Origin of the sequence: Enterobacter sp. EC_50, from assembly GCF_019584525.1 — a bacterium.
Lineage (GTDB): Bacteria > Pseudomonadota > Gammaproteobacteria > Enterobacterales > Enterobacteriaceae > Enterobacter > Enterobacter roggenkampii.
Genome location: NZ_VDAF01000020.1, coordinates 43,863 through 61,194, shown reverse-complemented (window position 1 = coordinate 61,194; position 17,332 = coordinate 43,863). Strand labels below are relative to the sequence as shown.

16 protein-coding genes are annotated in these 17,332 nt (G+C 54.2%); 11 read left to right on the top strand and 5 right to left on the bottom strand.

The window, feature by feature from the left end:
- Positions 1-282: 282 nt before the first annotated feature.
- From FHC48_RS17010 to FHC48_RS16965, 10 genes are all read left to right on the top strand, one after another.
- Complete coding sequence (locus tag FHC48_RS17010) at positions 283-864, top strand: chaperone-usher fimbrial major subunit (RefSeq protein WP_059363316.1); 582 nt, start codon at positions 283-285, stop codon at positions 862-864.
- A 71-nt stretch (positions 865-935) separates the two neighbouring features.
- The gene (locus tag FHC48_RS17005) at positions 936-1,619 is read left to right on the top strand and encodes a fimbrial chaperone (protein WP_059363318.1); all 684 of its coding nucleotides are present in this window, start codon (positions 936-938) and stop codon (positions 1,617-1,619) included.
- 18 nt (positions 1,620-1,637) lie between these two features.
- Positions 1,638-4,157 (top strand): fimbria/pilus outer membrane usher protein, encoded by a 2,520-nt coding sequence (locus FHC48_RS17000; RefSeq protein ID WP_059363320.1) that lies wholly within the window; start codon positions 1,638-1,640, stop codon positions 4,155-4,157.
- A gap of 185 nt (positions 4,158-4,342) precedes the next feature.
- On the top strand, positions 4,343-5,236 hold the full coding sequence (gene stgD, locus FHC48_RS16995; protein ID WP_227028283.1) for a fimbrial protein StgD: 894 nt from the start codon (positions 4,343-4,345) through the stop codon (positions 5,234-5,236).
- Between the two features lie 245 nt (positions 5,237-5,481).
- Positions 5,482-6,522 (top strand): phosphate ABC transporter substrate-binding protein PstS, encoded by a 1,041-nt coding sequence (gene pstS, locus FHC48_RS16990; protein ID WP_008500186.1) that lies wholly within the window; start codon positions 5,482-5,484, stop codon positions 6,520-6,522.
- A 128-nt stretch (positions 6,523-6,650) separates the two neighbouring features.
- The gene (pstC, locus tag FHC48_RS16985; RefSeq protein ID WP_008500185.1) at positions 6,651-7,610 is read left to right on the top strand and encodes a phosphate ABC transporter permease PstC; all 960 of its coding nucleotides are present in this window, start codon (positions 6,651-6,653) and stop codon (positions 7,608-7,610) included.
- The gene (gene pstA, locus FHC48_RS16980) at positions 7,610-8,500 is read left to right on the top strand and encodes a phosphate ABC transporter permease PstA (RefSeq protein ID WP_024907882.1); all 891 of its coding nucleotides are present in this window, start codon (positions 7,610-7,612) and stop codon (positions 8,498-8,500) included. The genes pstC and pstA overlap by 1 nt, the downstream gene beginning before the upstream one ends.
- A 47-nt stretch (positions 8,501-8,547) precedes the next feature.
- Positions 8,548-9,321: a phosphate ABC transporter ATP-binding protein PstB gene (gene pstB / locus FHC48_RS16975; protein ID WP_008500183.1), complete on the top strand. Its 774-nt coding sequence runs from the start codon at positions 8,548-8,550 to the stop codon at positions 9,319-9,321.
- A gap of 26 nt (positions 9,322-9,347) precedes the next feature.
- Positions 9,348-10,073: a phosphate signaling complex protein PhoU gene (gene phoU / locus FHC48_RS16970; RefSeq protein ID WP_008500182.1), complete on the top strand. Its 726-nt coding sequence runs from the start codon at positions 9,348-9,350 to the stop codon at positions 10,071-10,073.
- Between the two features lie 160 nt (positions 10,074-10,233).
- Positions 10,234-11,382, top strand: coding sequence for an esterase (locus FHC48_RS16965; protein ID WP_087450469.1), 1,149 nt, complete (start codon positions 10,234-10,236; stop codon positions 11,380-11,382).
- Between the two features lie 31 nt (positions 11,383-11,413).
- Here the strand turns inward: FHC48_RS16965 and yieH are convergent, their stop codons facing one another.
- Positions 11,414-12,079, bottom strand: a complete 666-nt coding sequence (gene yieH, locus FHC48_RS16960) for a 6-phosphogluconate phosphatase (RefSeq protein ID WP_008500180.1) — start codon at positions 12,077-12,079, stop codon at positions 11,414-11,416.
- Between the two features lie 165 nt (positions 12,080-12,244).
- Here yieH and adeP point away from each other — a divergent pair, with 165 nt between their 5' ends.
- Positions 12,245-13,582, top strand: coding sequence for an adenine permease AdeP (adeP, locus tag FHC48_RS16955; RefSeq protein ID WP_021242668.1), 1,338 nt, complete (start codon positions 12,245-12,247; stop codon positions 13,580-13,582).
- Between the two features lie 91 nt (positions 13,583-13,673).
- Here the strand turns inward: adeP and FHC48_RS16950 are convergent, their stop codons facing one another.
- The 4 genes from FHC48_RS16950 to FHC48_RS16935 form a co-directional block, all read right to left on the bottom strand.
- Entirely contained in the window at positions 13,674-14,240 is a 567-nt protein-coding gene (locus FHC48_RS16950) for an NADPH-dependent FMN reductase (protein WP_014833835.1), read from the bottom strand.
- Between the two features lie 36 nt (positions 14,241-14,276).
- On the bottom strand, positions 14,277-15,023 hold the full coding sequence (locus FHC48_RS16945; protein ID WP_023326370.1) for a 4'-phosphopantetheinyl transferase superfamily protein: 747 nt from the start codon (positions 15,021-15,023) through the stop codon (positions 14,277-14,279).
- Between the two features lie 122 nt (positions 15,024-15,145).
- Positions 15,146-16,117, bottom strand: a complete 972-nt coding sequence (yidZ, locus tag FHC48_RS16940; protein ID WP_008500176.1) for an HTH-type transcriptional regulator YidZ — start codon at positions 16,115-16,117, stop codon at positions 15,146-15,148.
- On the bottom strand, positions 16,086-17,261 hold the full coding sequence (locus FHC48_RS16935; protein ID WP_059363322.1) for an MFS transporter: 1,176 nt from the start codon (positions 17,259-17,261) through the stop codon (positions 16,086-16,088). The genes yidZ and FHC48_RS16935 overlap by 32 nt, the downstream gene beginning before the upstream one ends.
- Positions 17,262-17,332: the final 71 nt, after the last annotated feature.

The following is a 17,332-nucleotide window of genomic DNA, read 5'->3' as shown; positions in this document are numbered from 1 at the left end:
AAATAATCTTATTTAGCGGTGGCAAAGAAAAGATATTGATAAATTCTCAAAAAAACAGAAAAGAGGCATCAATAGCATTTTTTAATTATTTTTTATTCTTATTTGTAAGGGGTTTTTTATTTTTCGTTTTTATTATTTTCTTTTAAAGATATTTCATGAGGGAAAACGTGTTTGTCATAGGGCAGGAATGAATTGTACTATCGCCACGCTTTAAAGGATGGTGTGTTTTATTTGAATGTGTAAATGAAACGCATACAAATAATATAAATTATGGAGAGTTTCATGAAATTAAACGTTATAGCCACTTCGCTGGTTTTATCTTCCGCTCTGTTTTCAGGTGCGACATTAGCGGCTGACGGTACTGTTCATTTCCGTGGCGAGGTGATTGATTCTACCTGTACAGTCACGACTGATACCAGCAACCAGACTGTTAATATTGGTCGTGTGGCGGCCACTACTTTCGCAGGTATTGATTCCACCGCGTCTGTTAAAGATTTCCACATCCGTCTGGAAGGCTGCCCGGCAACCTATACTCAGGCGGCAGTACGCTTTGACGGGACGGAAGATAAAGATACCATCGGTAAAGGTTATCTCTCAATCGGTACGCCGGTGAACGGCGAAAGCGGTACGGATGGCGAGTTCACTGGCAGCGGCGATGCCATTGCGGCGACGGGCGTGGCGATTAAACTGTTCAACCTGAGCGATGATACCGCGATCCCGTTGTACAACAATTCTAAATACGTTGCCATTGCTGATGGTAAAGCGGATATGGGATTCAAGGCGAAATTCGTCCAGACTCTGGCAACAGTGACGCCGGGTACTGCGAATGCTGACTCTCAGTTTACTATTGAAAATCTGAAATAATCAGCGATGATGGATTCGGAGCCTGTTAAGAACTTATTAACAGGCTCCTTTATATATAAGGACATTGGATTATGCCAGGGCGTATAGTGAATGTATTAATAGCGTGTTGTCTTACGGGTATTTCTACACTGGCATCGGCAGGTGTGGTTATTGGTGGCACACGAGTGATTTATTTGAGTGATAAATCCGACACAACCATTACTGTCAAAAATAACGAAGCGGCTATCCCTTATCTTATTCAAACATGGGTTGACCCCTTCAATAATACAGGAACCGCGAAAAAACCACCGTTTACCGTCATTCCACCGGTATCTCGTCTGGAGGCTGGGCAGGAAAAAATTCTGCGCATTATGAAAACCGAGGGCAATTTACCGCAGGATCGGGAGTCGGTGTTCTGGCTGAACATCAAAAATATTCCCCCGGCGAGCAATAAGCCGAACGCGATGGAAATCGCCATTAAGACGCGTATCAAGCTGCTCTGGCGTCCGGCCTCGTTGAACATCACCCCGGAGCGCGCCGCCACGCAGGTGAAGTGGCACAGAGAAAATCGGCAGTTGGTAGTTGAAAATCCCACGCCGCTAAATATCAACGTTATGAATGTGACAGTGGACGGCAAAGATGTGCCACTCAATATCGTCCATCCCTTTGAAACCCTGCGTTTACCCTTACCGGAAGGCGTGAATGGCCATGCGCTGGTGTGGCGGTATGTGAATGATTTCGGTGCGATTAGTCAGGATTTAAAAGCAGCGCTTTAAGCAAAGGATGGTTTATTTATGGAGTGTTCCCGTATTTTCATCGCGTTTGCTTCCGGGGTGGTGCTTGGTTTATCCGCCGAGACGGCCGCGAGGGATATGTTTAACCCTGCGTTGCTTGAAATCGATCATCCTGTGGACGTTGATATCCACCAGTTTAACCGCGCGAACAATCTACCTGCCGGGAACTATAAGGTCAGTATTCATGTTAACGGCGAATATGTTGACCGCCGGGAGGTAACCTTTGTCGAAGATACTGCCACCAGCAACCTTCATCCTTGCTTCTCAGACGTCAAAACCGTGCTCGCTGAGCTTGGGGTAAAAGTGGCGGCTATCAAGGCCCTTAACGACATAGATGACAAAGCCTGTCTGAACCCCGCACCGCTCGTTCCCGGCTCAACCTGGACGTTTGATACGGATAAACTCCAGCTTAACGTCACGTTGCCGCAAATCTATATTGATGTATCGGCGCGCGGCTATATCAGTCCCTCACGCTGGGATGAGGGCATCAATGCGCTTATGGTGAACTACGATTTTTCCGGCTCCAGCACGGTGCATTCGAACGAGGATGTTAACGACGATTTTTATTATCTGAACCTGCGCAACGGTGCCAACCTGGGGGCATGGCGTTTACGTAACTACAGTACGCTAAACGTGACCGATGGCGAGTCTTCGTATCATTCGATCAATACCTATTTACAGCGCGATATCGCCGCGTTACGCAGCCAAATCATGCTGGGGGATACGTGGACCGCAAGCGACGTGTTTGACAGCACGCAACTGCGTGGTATGCGTCTCTATACGGATGATGACATGCTGCCTTCGAGCCTGACGGGGTTTGCGCCAGTGGTTCGCGGCGTGGCGAAAAGCAATGCGACCGTGATTGTGCGGCAAAACGGTTACATCATTTACCAGTCTGCCGTACCGCAGGGAGCGTTTGCGCTCAAGGATTTAAACACTACCAATTCGGGTGGCGATCTGGATGTTACCATCAAAGAAGAGGATGGCAGCGAGCAACATTTTACCCAGCCTTACGCCTCACTGGCGATCCTGAAGCGTGAAGATCAAACCGATGTTGATATCAGCGCGGGTGAACTGCGCGATCAAAACGATTTTCAGCCGATCGTTTTTCAGGCGCAGGTTTTACACGGTTTTCCTGCGGGTATTACCCTCTACGGGGGCGTGCAGGGAACCAGCGATTACACCTCCGCCGCGCTTGGCGTGGGGAAAGATATGGGTTCGCTGGGCGCCATTTCGCTGGACGTAACGCATGCCCGCGCGCGGTTTGAGGACGATGACGAAAGCGGGCAATCTTACCGTTTTCTCTATTCCAAACGTTTTGATGAAACTAACACAACGTTTCGGCTGGTGGGCTACCGCTACTCCACAGAGGGCTACTACACCCTGAACGAATGGGCGTCCCGGCAGAATAACGAGAGCGACTTCTGGACGACAGGTAACCGCCGTAGCCGTCTGGAGGGAACATGGACGCAGACCTTTGGCGACGGGATGGGAAATATTTATCTTACCCTTAGCCGCCAGCAGTACTGGAAGACGAATGAAGTCGAGCGGCTGGTGCAGCTGGGCTACAGCAATAGCTGGCGCTCTATTTCCTGGAACGTCTCCTGGAACTACACCGATTCACTCACCTCGGCCCAAAATAGCACCGACACTGACATCAGCGACAGCCAGGGCAGCGAACAGATTTTTATGCTCTCTCTCTCCATACCGTTGTCAGGCTGGCTGCATGACAGCTACGTCAACTATGGGTACACCCAAAACAACCACGGAAAAGGGATGCACCAGGTGGGGCTGAGCGGTAACGCGCTGGATGCGCACAACCTCTCCTGGAACGTTCAGCAGTCTTACGATGCGGATAACGAAGATTACAACAACAGCGCAGGGGTGGGCTATGACGGCACCTATGGTTCGGTAAACGCCAGTTACGACTATACCCAGGACAACCAGCGCCTCAACTATGGCATGAAGGGCGGGATTCTGGCCCACAGCGATGGCATCACCTTCTCTCAGGAGCTAGGGGAAACCGTCGCGCTGGTTAAAGCCCCGGGAGCTTCCGGCCTGGCGCTGGAGAATGGTACGGGTAAGGCGACGGACTGGCGCGGCTATACGGTACAGACGCAGCTCAATGCCTACGATGAAAACAGAGTGGAGATCGACAGCGATTACTTTGCGAAGGCCAACGTCGAAATCGACAACAGTATCCTCAGCGTTATCCCGACGCGCGGCGCGGTGGTACGGGCGGAGTTTGTCACTCACGTGGGCTATCGCGTCCTGTTCAATGTGCGGCAGAAGAGTGGCAAACCGGTGCCGTTTGGCGCAATGGCCTCGGCTGATTTACCCCAAGGCAGCGTAACCGGCATTGTGGGCGAAAATGGCGAGCTTTATCTGTCCGGCATGACGGAAGAGGGGGCGTTTGTCCTGAAGTGGGGTGCAGATAACACGGTGACCTGCCCGGTTAACTACCATTTTACCCCGCCAGAAGGCGTTGAACTGATACAAATATCGGCAGTATGCCAATAGGGAAATAAGATGAAATTCAGGACACCTCTGTTTTTAAGCGCGTTGATAATATTTATGACGCCAGTATGCAAGGCGTACACCACGGGCGACGGGATTTGTCACTCCGAAGGTGGCGCTTATATCTATAACCTTAATCTGAACGGGCAGTCGATCCCGGCGGATAAAAATAAAGCAGGTACAGAGATCTGGAAACGCTCAGTTCATCTACGAGTTACAAAGCGCAATGCAACTGTCTTACGCATTACTCTACGGGCTTTCGCCAAATCTACTACACCGCACGATCGCCGTTAAGTGAAGATGTGGTAAAGAACGGGTATACCTATTTTACCCTTAATAACAACCTCAGCATCGCCACGTCGATACTTGTGCTTGGCAGAGAATATATACCGGTACCTTTCAGTGCAGAACCAAACGTAATGTCTCATAGCTCCTATTGTTATGCGCCTGGCGAGGAAGGGAGCGAACCAACACTCAATACCGGTTCACAAATAAAAATATCATTCTTAATTAACAAGCCGTTTATTGGCCGGGTGAGTGTGCCAGGTACGATAGTCGCCGATCTTTATGGAGGGCTGGATGCGGCCTCCTCGACCTCCAGCACCGAAAAAATGGCAGAGATCAAAATCGCTGGCGATATCGTCGTGCCGCAAAACTGCGAGATAGCGCCCGGGCAGACGCTTGAGATAGATTTTGGCAAAATCCCGGCCCCGGAATTTTCCGCTACCAAAGGCACCGCCGTGACGAGTCACAAGGTAAAAAAGACGATTCAGGTACAGTGCACAGGCATGCTGGATGAGAATATTGTCTACTCCACTTTCCATGGAGACCCTGTTGACGCCGATGCCACGATGATGAAAGTCAACGGCAATGATGATGTAGGCATTGTGGTATACGACAAGTGGGATCGTCTGGTCAGCGTCAACGGCGGCAGGATGGACATGGATAGGGGCGAAAACAACAACGGCGCCGAAAACAATTCGCTTACCTTTTCCGCTGCGCCTGCAAGCGCAACGGGGGCTCAGCCAAAACCTGGAACGTTTGAAGCGTACGCGACGGTCACGCTGGAAATTGAACATTAATCACCCGACGGCTGTTTATGACAGCCGTTGTCATTTTCCCCCTTATGTACCAGGCTTATCCCTTTCTGTATGACAATTCTATGACGCCATCATGAATAAATATCATTTATTATCAATGACTTATTTTTAACGCCTGCATTGTCATAAAAATGTCATAATTCGTACATTTATCTGTCACCTGTTTGTCCTATTTTGCTCATCGTAGCCACTAAACAACGATTTACGAAAATCTTGCAGGAGACATTATGAAAGTTATGCGTACCACTGTCGCAACTGTTGTCGCCGCGACCTTATCTCTGAGCGCGTTCTCTGTATTTGCAGAAGCAAGCCTGACTGGCGCTGGTGCAACCTTCCCTGCGCCGGTGTATGCCAAATGGGCGGATACCTACCAGAAAGAAACCGGTAACAAGGTTAACTATCAGGGTATCGGCTCCTCCGGTGGCGTAAAACAAATTACCGCGAACACGGTTGATTTCGGCGCATCAGATGCTCCGCTGTCTGATGACAAACTGGCTCAGGAAGGCCTGTTCCAGTTCCCTACCGTGATCGGTGGCGTGGTTCTGGCGATCAACCTGCCGGGCGTGAAGTCGGGCGAGCTGGTGCTGGACGGCAAAACCCTGGGTGACATCTACCTGGGCAAAATCAAAAAATGGGATGACGAAGCGATCGCCAAACTCAACCCAGGCCTGAAGCTGCCTTCTCAGAACATCGCCGTGGTTCGCCGCGCGGATGGTTCTGGTACCTCTTTCGTGTTCACCAGCTACCTGGCGAAAGTGAACGAAGAGTGGAAATCTAAAGTCGGCTCCGGCTCTACCGTTAACTGGCCTACCGGTCTGGGCGGTAAAGGTAACGACGGTATCGCCGCGTTCGTACAGCGTCTGCCTGGCTCCATCGGCTACGTAGAGTATGCGTACGCGAAGCAGAACAACCTGTCCTACACCAAACTGGTGTCTGCCGACGGCAAACCGGTTAGCCCGACCGAAGAGAACTTTGCTAACGCCGCCAAAGGCGCTGACTGGAGCAAATCCTTCGCGCAGGATCTGACTAACCAGAAGGGCGAAGGAGCGTGGCCAATCACCTCTACCACCTTCATCCTGGTGCACAAAGAGCAGAAGAAACCTGAACAGGGCGCTGAAGTGCTGAAGTTCTTCGACTGGGCATACAAAAACGGCGGCAAACAGGCTAACGCTCTGGATTACGCCACCCTGCCAGACAACGTGGTTGAGCAGATTCGCGCTGCATGGAAAACCAACGTGAAAGACAGCAGCGGTAAAGCGCTGTACTAACAGGATATATTTAACGAAGATGGCGGGTGGCGCTGCGCTTACCCGCCCTACGGTTTACTCTGTAGGCCCGGTAAGCGTCAGCGCCACCGGGCATATTCGTAAAAACGTCTCAAACAGAAGAGTAATTTATGGCTGCAACCAAGCCTGCATTTAACCCTCCGGGTAAAAAAGGTGACATGATTTTCAGCGCGCTGGTCAAACTGGCTGCGCTGATTGTGCTATTGCTGCTGGGCGGCATTATCGTGTCTCTGATTTTCTCCTCCTGGCCGAGCATCCAGAAATTCGGTTTCTCCTTCCTGTGGAGTAAAGAGTGGGATGCGCCGAACGATATCTACGGTGCACTGGTGCCGATTTACGGCACGCTGGTGACCTCGTTCATCGCCCTGCTGATTGCGGTTCCGGTAAGTTTCGGTATCGCCCTGTTCCTGACGGAGCTCGCGCCGGGCTGGCTGCGTCGCCCATTGGGTATCGCCATCGAACTGCTGGCGGCCATCCCAAGTATCGTCTACGGCATGTGGGGTCTGTTTATCTTTGCGCCGCTGTTCGCCACGTACTTCCAGGAACCGGTGGGTAACGTCCTCTCTGCCATTCCGTTTGTGGGGGCCCTGTTCTCCGGCCCGGCTTTCGGTATCGGCATTCTGGCGGCGGGTGTGATCCTCGCCATCATGATTATTCCGTACATTGCGGCGGTCATGCGCGATGTCTTCGAACAAACGCCGGTGATGATGAAAGAGTCGGCCTACGGCATCGGCTGCACCACCTGGGAAGTGATCTGGCGCATTGTTCTTCCGTTCACCAAAAATGGGGTGATCGGGGGCGTGATGCTGGGCCTGGGTCGTGCGCTGGGTGAAACCATGGCGGTTACCTTTATCATCGGTAACACCTACCAGCTCGACAGCGCGTCGCTCTACATGCCGGGCAACAGTATTACCTCTGCGCTGGCGAATGAGTTTGCGGAAGCGGAATCCGGCCTGCACGTTGCGGCGCTGATGGAGCTGGGTCTGATTCTGTTCGTTATTACCTTCATTGTTCTGGCGATTTCCAAGCTGATGATTATGCGTCTCGCTAAAAATGAGGGAGCACGCTAATGGCCACTCTCGAAATGCAAGCTACTGCTGAACTGGCGGAATCCCGCCGCAAAATGCAGGCCAGACGCCGCATGAAAAACCGCATTGCCCTGACGCTCTCTATGGCGACGATGGCATTCGGTCTGTTCTGGCTTGTCTGGATCCTCTTCTCAACGGTCGTTCGCGGGATTGACGGAATGTCACTCTCGCTGTTCACCGAAATGACGCCGCCGCCGAACACGGCGGGTGGTGGCCTGGCGAATGCCCTGGCGGGCAGCGGATTGCTGATCCTCTGGGCCACGGTCTTCGGCACGCCGCTGGGCATTATGGCGGGTATCTACCTGGCTGAATACGGCCGTAAATCCTGGCTGGCGGAAGTGATTCGCTTCATTAACGACATTTTGTTGTCAGCCCCGTCTATCGTCGTGGGTCTGTTCGTTTACACCGTGGTGGTGGCGCAGATGGAACACTTCTCCGGCTGGGCGGGCGTCATTGCGCTGGCGCTGCTGCAGGTGCCGATTGTGATTCGAACCACCGAGAACATGCTTAAACTGGTGCCGGACAGCCTGCGTGAAGCCGCTTACGCGCTGGGTACGCCGAAATGGAAGATGATCTCTGCGATTACGCTGAAGGCGTCGGTCTCCGGGATCATGACCGGTATCCTGCTGGCGGTGGCGCGTATCGCGGGTGAAACGGCACCGCTGCTGTTTACGTCCCTCTCCAACCAGTTCTGGAGCACGGACATGATGCAGCCGATTGCCAACCTGCCGGTGACGATCTTTAAATTTGCGATGAGCCCCTTCGCGGAATGGCAGCAGCTGGCCTGGGCCGGGGTGCTGATCATTACCCTTTGCGTACTGTTGCTGAACATTCTGGCGCGCGTCATTTTCGCGAAGAAGAAACACGGTTAATTTTTTACGGCGCGGCAGATCGCGGCGCCGAATGAGGAAATGAGTCAATGAGTATGGTTGATACTGCCCCGGGTAAGATTCAGGTTCGTGATTTGAACTTCTACTACGGCAAATTCCATGCCCTGAAGAACATCAACCTGGATATCGCAAAGAACCAGGTCACGGCATTTATCGGTCCGTCCGGCTGTGGGAAATCCACGCTGCTGCGTACCTTTAACAAAATGTATTCGCTCTATCCGGAGCAGCGCGCTGAAGGGGAAATCATCCTCGACGGTGAAAACATTCTGACCCAGGCTCAGGATATTGCCCTGCTGCGTGCGAAAGTGGGGATGGTGTTCCAGAAACCCACGCCGTTCCCGATGTCTATTTATGACAACATTGCGTTTGGTGTGCGTCTGTTTGAAAAGCTCTCCCGTGCCGATATGGATGAGCGCGTGCAGTGGGCTTTGACCAAGGCCGCATTATGGAACGAAACCAAAGATAAGTTGCACCAGAGCGGGTACTCTCTCTCCGGTGGTCAGCAGCAGCGTCTGTGCATTGCGCGCGGTATTGCGATTCGCCCGGAAGTGTTGCTGCTGGATGAGCCGTGTTCAGCGCTGGACCCGATTTCAACCGGTCGTATTGAAGAACTGATCACCGAGCTGAAGCAGGATTACACCGTGGTTATCGTGACCCACAACATGCAGCAGGCTGCGCGTTGCTCCGATCACACGGCGTTTATGTACCTGGGTGAATTGATTGAGTTCAGTAACACGGACGATCTGTTCACTAAGCCCGCGAAGAAACAAACCGAAGATTATATTACTGGCCGCTACGGTTGATTTGCCTTAGTGCATGTGGAGAAACCATGGACAACCTCAATCTTAATAAACACATTTCCGGCCAGTTCAACGCAGAGCTGGAAAGCATTCGCACCCAGGTGATGACCATGGGCGGCATGGTCGAGCAGCAGCTTTCTGATGCGATTACGGCGATGCACAACCAGGACAGCGAGCTGGCGAAGCGCGTCATTGAAGGCGATAAAAACGTCAACATGATGGAAGTGGCTATCGACGAAGCCTGCGTGCGCATTATCGCGAAACGTCAGCCGACGGCGAGCGACCTGCGTCTGGTGATGGCGATCATCAAAACCATCGCCGAGCTGGAACGTATTGGTGACGTCGCCGATAAAATCTGCCGCACCGCGCTGGAGAAGTTTTCTCAGCAGCATCAGCCGCTGCTGGTCAGCCTGGAGTCGCTGGGCCGCCACACCGTGCAGATGCTGCACGACGTGCTGGATGCCTTTGCGCGGATGGATCTGGACGAAGCGGTGCGTATCTACCGTGAAGACAAGAAGGTCGATCAGGAGTATGAAGGCATCGTGCGCCAGCTGATGACCTACATGATGGAAGATTCCCGCACGATCCCGAGCGTGCTGACGGCCCTGTTCTGCGCGCGCTCCATCGAGCGTATCGGTGACCGCTGCCAGAATATTTGCGAATACATTTTCTACTTCGTGAAGGGTCAGGACTTCCGTCACGTGGGCGGCGACGAGCTGGACAAGCTGCTGGCGGGTAAAGACCCGAAAGAGTAATCCTGTCATCTGATAACAACGCCGGTACTCACCGGCGTTGTTATTTCTAGTGTAATCACAATTTTCCCCTTCATCCGTTGCCTGACGTTCGAAACGCGCTAACGTGAGACGAAAAAACAGCAAAGGATGGTATATGAAAAATTCATTAGCGTGCCTGGCGATGGCCATCAGCATCGGGATCGGTACTGGAACAGACGTGATTGCCGCACCGTTGCCGGTCACACCTGACCAGACTACCCCGGTCAGCCACTATGTGACCCAGGTTAATGCGGATAAAAGCATTACGTTTCGCCTGTTTGCACCCGGCGCAACGCGAGTCTCCGTGGTGACGGGGTCAATGCCTGAAAGCCAGGTTTCCCATGATATGACGAAAGAGAAAAATGGCGTCTGGTCATGGAAAAGCGAGCCGATGGCCCCGAATCTCTACGAATATTATTTCGACATCGATGGTTTCCGTTCAGTTGACACGGGAAGCCGCTATCAAAAACCCCAGCGGCAGGTGAACACCAGCCTGATTCTGGTTCCGGGCAGTATTCTCGACGATCGTCCTGTACCGCATGGCGATCTGACGACCTTGACCTGGCACTCGCCGTCACTCAAGTCAGAGCGCCGCGTCTATGTATGGACTCCCCCTGGCTACAACGGCACAGGGGAACCCTTACCGGTGCTCTACTTCTACCATGGTTTTGGGGATACCGGGCTCTCTGCCATCGATCAGGGCCGTCTGCCGCAAATCATGGATAACCTGATGGCCGAAGGGAAAATCAAACCGATGCTGGTGGTGGTACCCGACACCGAGACGGAGAGCACTGAGGCCATCCCCGAGAACTTCCCACCGGCAGAACGACGGAAGTCTTTCTATCCGCTCAATGCGAAAGCCGCAGACCGTGAACTGATGAGCGAGATTATTCCGCTGGTGGATACACGCTTCAACGTGCGTAAAGATGCGGCAGGCCGGGCACTGGCGGGATTGTCACAGGGCGGTTATCAGGCGCTGGTCTCCGGGATGAATCATCTGGAGAGCTTCGGCTGGCTGGGAACGTTCAGCGGCGTTACCACGACAACCGTGCCTGACGAAGGCGTGGCCGCACGCTTTAAGCAGCCTGAGGCCATTAACCGGCAGCTGCATAACTTCACCGTCGTTGTGGGAGAGCGCGATTCGGTGACCGGCAAAGATATCGCCGGTCTGAAAGCGGAGCTGGAAAAGCAGGGCATCAAATTCGACTATAAAATGTACCCCGGTCTGAATCACGAAATGGACGTCTGGCGTCCGGCCTATGCTGAGTTTGTTCAAAAGCTCTTCAGATAAACCTGTCGCCCTCCCTGCCGGGAGGGGCGGCTTAACGCGTAATATTCCACCCGCGCGCCTTCCACAGCGCGGGTAGCTGCGCCAGATCGGTGAAGGTCGTGACTTTTGGATGAACGATCGGCTTGTTGTGCGGGTCGGCGCAGAAGTAAAACACCTCCATCCCCGCATCAATCCCCGACTGCGCGCCCGCAGACGAGTCATCCACCAGAATGCAGTGCTCTACGTTAACGTTCATCGCCTTTGCCGCATGGAACATCAGTGCCGGGTCCGGCTTCCAGCGCTGGATATCGTAGCCGCTGAACAGTTTTTCCGGGAAGTGGTGCAGCATCTCAAGCTTGCCGAGCGAGTGCTGCATTTTGCTGACCGGTCCGTTGGAGACCACGCAGATCGGCACCGTCATGGCATCCAGCAGCGCGTTTGCGCCCGGAATCACCTCCAGCTCCGAATCGAACAGGCGCGCAACCTCGGCGCGGTACACCGGTTCCAGAGCCGCTTTATCCAGAACGACGCCGTGTTCTTCGTTAATGATGTCGATGATCTCGTAGAGCTTCACGCCCTTAAAGCGCTTAAACACCTCGTCGAGTTCCAGCGTAATGCCAAATTCCTGGAACATGGCCACATACGCGCGGGAACAAATGACCTCACTGTCGACCAGCGTACCGTCGCAGTCGAAAAATACCGCTTCAATTCCGGACATGCCTTTCCCTTTTAACCAGTTTAACGTTTACGTACGGCAGTTCACCGGAACGCAATCGTTGCCGTATAAGCAAATTCAATGAAAAAAGTATCACGTAACCGCCACTATTGTCGCATTTTGGTATAGGATAGCGACGAATTTTCCCTCCTTGTTCGGAAATTGATGATGAGTCAACAACACACTACCCAGACATCTGGTCAGGGTCTGCTTGAGCGCGTGTTTAAACTGCGCGAGCACGGCACGACGGCACGCACCGAAGTGATCGCCGGTTTCACCACCTTCCTGACGATGGTCTATATCGTTTTTGTTAACCCTCAAATTCTGGGCGTTGCTGGCATGGATACCAGCGCCGTCTTCGTGACTACCTGTCTGATCGCGGCCCTCGGCAGCATTCTGATGGGTGTGTTCGCTAACCTGCCGGTCGCGCTGGCCCCGGCGATGGGTCTGAATGCGTTCTTTGCCTTCGTGGTGGTTCAGGCGATGGGGCTGCCGTGGCAGGTGGGTATGGGCGCCATCTTCTGGGGCGCGGTTGGCCTGCTGCTGCTGACCATTTTCCGCGTGCGTTACTGGATGATTGCGAACATTCCCGTGAGCCTGCGCGTGGGCATCACCAGCGGTATCGGTCTGTTTATCGGGATGATGGGGCTGAAAAACGCCGGCGTGATCGTGGCGAACCCGGATACGCTGGTGAGCATCGGTCACCTGACCTCGCATAACGTGCTGCTGGGCGTGCTGGGCTTCTTTATCATCGCTATCCTGGCTTCCCGCAATATTCATGCGGCGGTGCTGGTCTCCATCGTGGTGACCACGCTGCTGGGCTGGATGCTGGGCGACGTTCACTATAACGGCATCGTTTCCGCGCCACCGAGCGTCTCTACCGTTGTTGGCCATGTTGATCTGGCGGGTTCCCTGAACCTGGGCCTGGCGGGCGTGATTTTCTCCTTCATGCTGGTGAACCTCTTCGACTCCTCCGGTACGCTGATCGGCGTGACCGACAAAGCGGGTCTGGCAGATGAGAAAGGCAAATTCCCGCGCATGAAGCAGGCGCTGTTTGTGGACAGTATCTCCTCTGTGACCGGCTCATTTATCGGGACCTCGTCTGTGACCGCTTACATCGAATCCTCTTCCGGCGTCTCCGTGGGCGGCCGTACCGGTCTGACGGCGGTTGTAGTGGGTATTCTGTTCCTGCTGGTGATCTTCCTCTCTCCGCTGGCGGGCATGGTGCCTCCGTACGCTGCAGCGGGTGCGCTGATCTACGTGGGTGTGCTGATGACCTCCAGCCTGTCGCGCGTGAAGTGGGATGATTTAACCGAAGCGGTGCCAGCGTTTATTACCGCCGTGATGATGCCGTTCAGCTTCTCGATTACCGAAGGTATCGCGCTGGGCTTTATCTCTTACTGCGTAATGAAGATCGGTACCGGCCGCTTCCGCGACCTCAGCCCGTGCGTCATCGTTGTGGCGCTGCTGTTTGTACTGAAGATTGTGTTTATTGACGCGCACTAAGGTGCGGTTTGTGGTGTCAGGTGGCGCTTCGCTTACCTGACCTACTGACGAGTGTAGGCCCGGTAAGCGCTAGCGCCACCGGGCTTTTTTATCAGGCTTTAACCCGCTTAATGTAATCCCCGAACGCCGTCAGCTGGCCAGAGAGATGGTCGCGCGTGCTCTGATCCACCACCTCACCCGTTTGTGGGTCGACCTTGTTCTGAATCACTCCGCCCATAAATTCCGGCTTGTTCATCACCATCGCATCGAGGAAGACCAGGATCTGACGCAGGTGATACTGGCAGCGCGCGCCGCCAATCGCGCCCATGGAGCTGGTCTGGATCAACACCGGTTTGCCTGACAGCGGCTGCTCAGGTAAACGGGACAGCCAGTCGATGGCATTCTTCAGACCACCGGGTACAGAGTAGTTGTACTCTGGCGTGACGATGACCACGCCGTCAGCCTGGCGAATCTGCTCTGCCAGCGCTTCAACGCTCTGCGGGAACCCTTCTTCCTGCTGTACGTCAGCATCATAAAGCGGAATATCGCCAATAGACGGCAGGGCGCTAATTTCCATACCTGCAGGTGCCAGCTGTGGCAGCGTGCGGGCTACCATCCCGTTAAATGAACCTTTGCGCAGGCTTCCCAGTAACGTAACAACTTTCAACGTATCAGACATGATTACTCCTGTTTCATCATGATGACCCTGATTGGATCAGCTAAGGGTGAATGCTTTTTCTGCCGGTAAACTGGTTAATCGCATCAGACGTGCGGCGGGCTCGTTGGCGCGCTCGGGCACATCAGGAAGGCTACGCCATCCCTGTTGACTGTCAAATTCCCAGATTTTCATGCGTTCGATGGCGGGGGTCACCGCGATGGACCAGATGAGCACATCCTCCGCGTCGCAGAGCGCTTCTACCAGCGTGGCCTGGGCGGCGCGCAGACGTCCGGAACCAGGCAACAGCTGCAGCAGGCTGGCGTCGTCTGAGGCGCATCCGCAGAGCTTGCGAATGCTCTGGCGCAGGGTAATGAGCTGGGCTCTGGCTTCAACAGGATCGTTCTGGTTGCGTACCCACAGCTTCTCATTGCTGGAGAGCGGATAGTCTTCATGCGCGTTACCACCGTGGAAGCTGCGCGTCGCGCGCTGAAGCTCCATATCGAGCCCACAGTCCCCTTCGGTGGTCAGCGCGACCCCAATGATATTGCCCGTGTAGGCAATGGAAAAACGAGGGAGATCCGGGTCGGCAAAGACCGGGCGGCCTTCTGGCTGGGTAATGATGTCCGGCAGCTCGCTGGTGCCGTACAGCATAAACATCAGTTCTGCGAGAAGCGCTCGGGACGCTAAAAACCGCGACCTGCGATGCTCCGGAAGAGTGAGTGCTTCACGGTGACAGGCTGAAGAAATTCTTGCCGATACGAGACGTCCTTCTGTAAGTATCCCTCTTGCAAAGTGCGTAGCCATTTTTCGCTCCTTGATAATGGTCGTAATCGGTTAAACGGTTACATGATTATCGCTTAACTTGCCTCCTGTTTTAATCAGTAAATGGAAGTAAGAGAAGCCTTAGGACCGAACTTTACATTTTCTTAGGCAAAAATTGGATCGCTCGCACCGTACAGCGCCTTGATGGTCTCCCGCAGCCAGAGAATTTTGGGATTATGGCTGTTCCGTTTATGCCAGATCAGCGTGAAGGGCACGGTCAATTTATCCGCCTGCTCCTCATCAATGGGGATCGGAAGCGCGATCAGCTTACGCTGGTGGAGTTCATTGTAGTGATGACAGTAGTGCGGGGCGGTGGCGATATAGTGATGGCCGGGCTGCGCCGCCATAAACATCGCCTGTTCGAAGCCCGGCAGGCTCATGGCGATAGTGCGATCGCGTCCCATCTCCTTTAACACCTCATCAAGCGCCCAGGTATCGCTGCGTTCCCAGAAGATGCTGATGTGGGGATAGCGCAGGAAGGTCTCCAGATTCCATTCTTGCTGAAGCGCCGGATGATCCTCGCGCAGATAGACGCAGGGGCGGTCGCTGAACAGGATTTCGTAGTCGATAAACCACGGCATCAGCTTAAGCAGCTCGCGGGATCGCGGATGCGTTTCACGCCCGGTGAAGCCCAAATCCACCTCGCCACGCGTAATCGCGTCCAGCGAGTCGTAATCCCACTGGCGCATTTTCACCGTCGCCTGCGGATAGCGCTGGTTCACCTGCTCCAGCAGGGTATTGAAGCGGATCAGCATCAGCGGCGTTTCCGCGGCCAGCACGAACGTCAGCCCGCCCGGAGAATCATGATGGAATTTATCGAGGATCTGGTTGCCGATTTGCATCCAGTCAGCCAGATCCTGCTCCAGGCTCACCGTCAGCGGCGTCGGCAGCAGCCCTAGCGGCGTTTTGACAAACAGCGGGTCGTCAAACCAGTCACGCAGCTTGGCCAGTGATTTACTCACCGCCGACGGCGTCACGTTCATCCGCTTCGCCGCTTTGGTAACGCTGCGCTCCTGCAGCAAAAGCTGCAGGCACAGCAACAGGTTAAGATCGAGACTGCTGATGGGCTTCTTCATAGTGCGCCGCGGGCTGGATGACCATAAGTAAGGTAATGCAGACTATGCTACAGCCAATCAGAACCCCGATCAGCATATTCAGCGCGTTCAGGCCAACTACGGCTGCCAGCCAAATCCACAGCGACGAGCCGCAGACCTGCGCGATCCCCAGCACCGAACTCGCCACGCCTGCCCGCAGCGAGAAGGGACCAAGCGCCTGGCTCATCGCCACGCCAAAGCCAACCGAGAACCCGGCGCAAATGAGCGTAATGCCCACCAGCATCACCGCATGTGAGCTGGTGGTCGCCAGGATCGCGCCTGCGGCAAGGAATAAAACCTGTGAGGTCACCATCAGCGTGCGCTGGCGGAAGATATTCAGCGCAAACGGCGTCGAAAACGAAACGGCCATACTGACCATCGCGGTTAATGCCATCACCGTGGAATACTCACCGCGATCGAAGCCCATGGTCTCCATCAGCAACACCGGGGAAACGTTTACATAGGTCAGGATCACCGCCACGCTTAACGTGGTCACGGTCAGACGGCTGAGGAAAAAGCGGTTTAGAAGTTTCTCTGCCGGGTGAATGGTTGCGGTATGGCCGGTATTCTGCGAGCCCGGGTGGGTCTCTTTCAGCACGGCAATCGACAGGACAAACACCAGCCCGCCCATCGCCGCCATGGTCCAGAACAGGCTCTGCCACGGGAACTTCAGCATGATCAGATAGCCCACGACCGGGGCCAGCACCGGGATGATGCAGGTAATACCGTTCAGCATCGACAGCACTTTGGCGCGACGCTGGGCGCTTAAGGTGTCGCGCAAAATGGCAAACGCCACCACGTAGCAACCGCCCGCACCGATGCCCTGGATAAAGCGCCCGGCCAGAAACACGGTGCTGTTTTGCGCCTGTGAGCAGAGAAGCGACGCCAGGGCAAAAACGATGGCACCGGCGATTGCGACAGGCTGACGGCCTGCTTTATCCGCAATCTTCCCGGCAAAGACCATCGACGACGCCATCCCCGCGAGGTAGGCCGAAAACGCAATATGCAGTTGCGCTTCGCTGGCGCCCAGATCGCGGGCGATATGCGGTAATCCCACCAGATACATATCAATACCGGACGGATAAAGCAGAACTAATGCGAAACTACAAAACAGAAAACGCGCCATAAACCCCTCATAGATGCAGGCATGCAGGATAGGGGGTGAAAAGGGATTAGGCGAGTTGCCATTTGGACAAT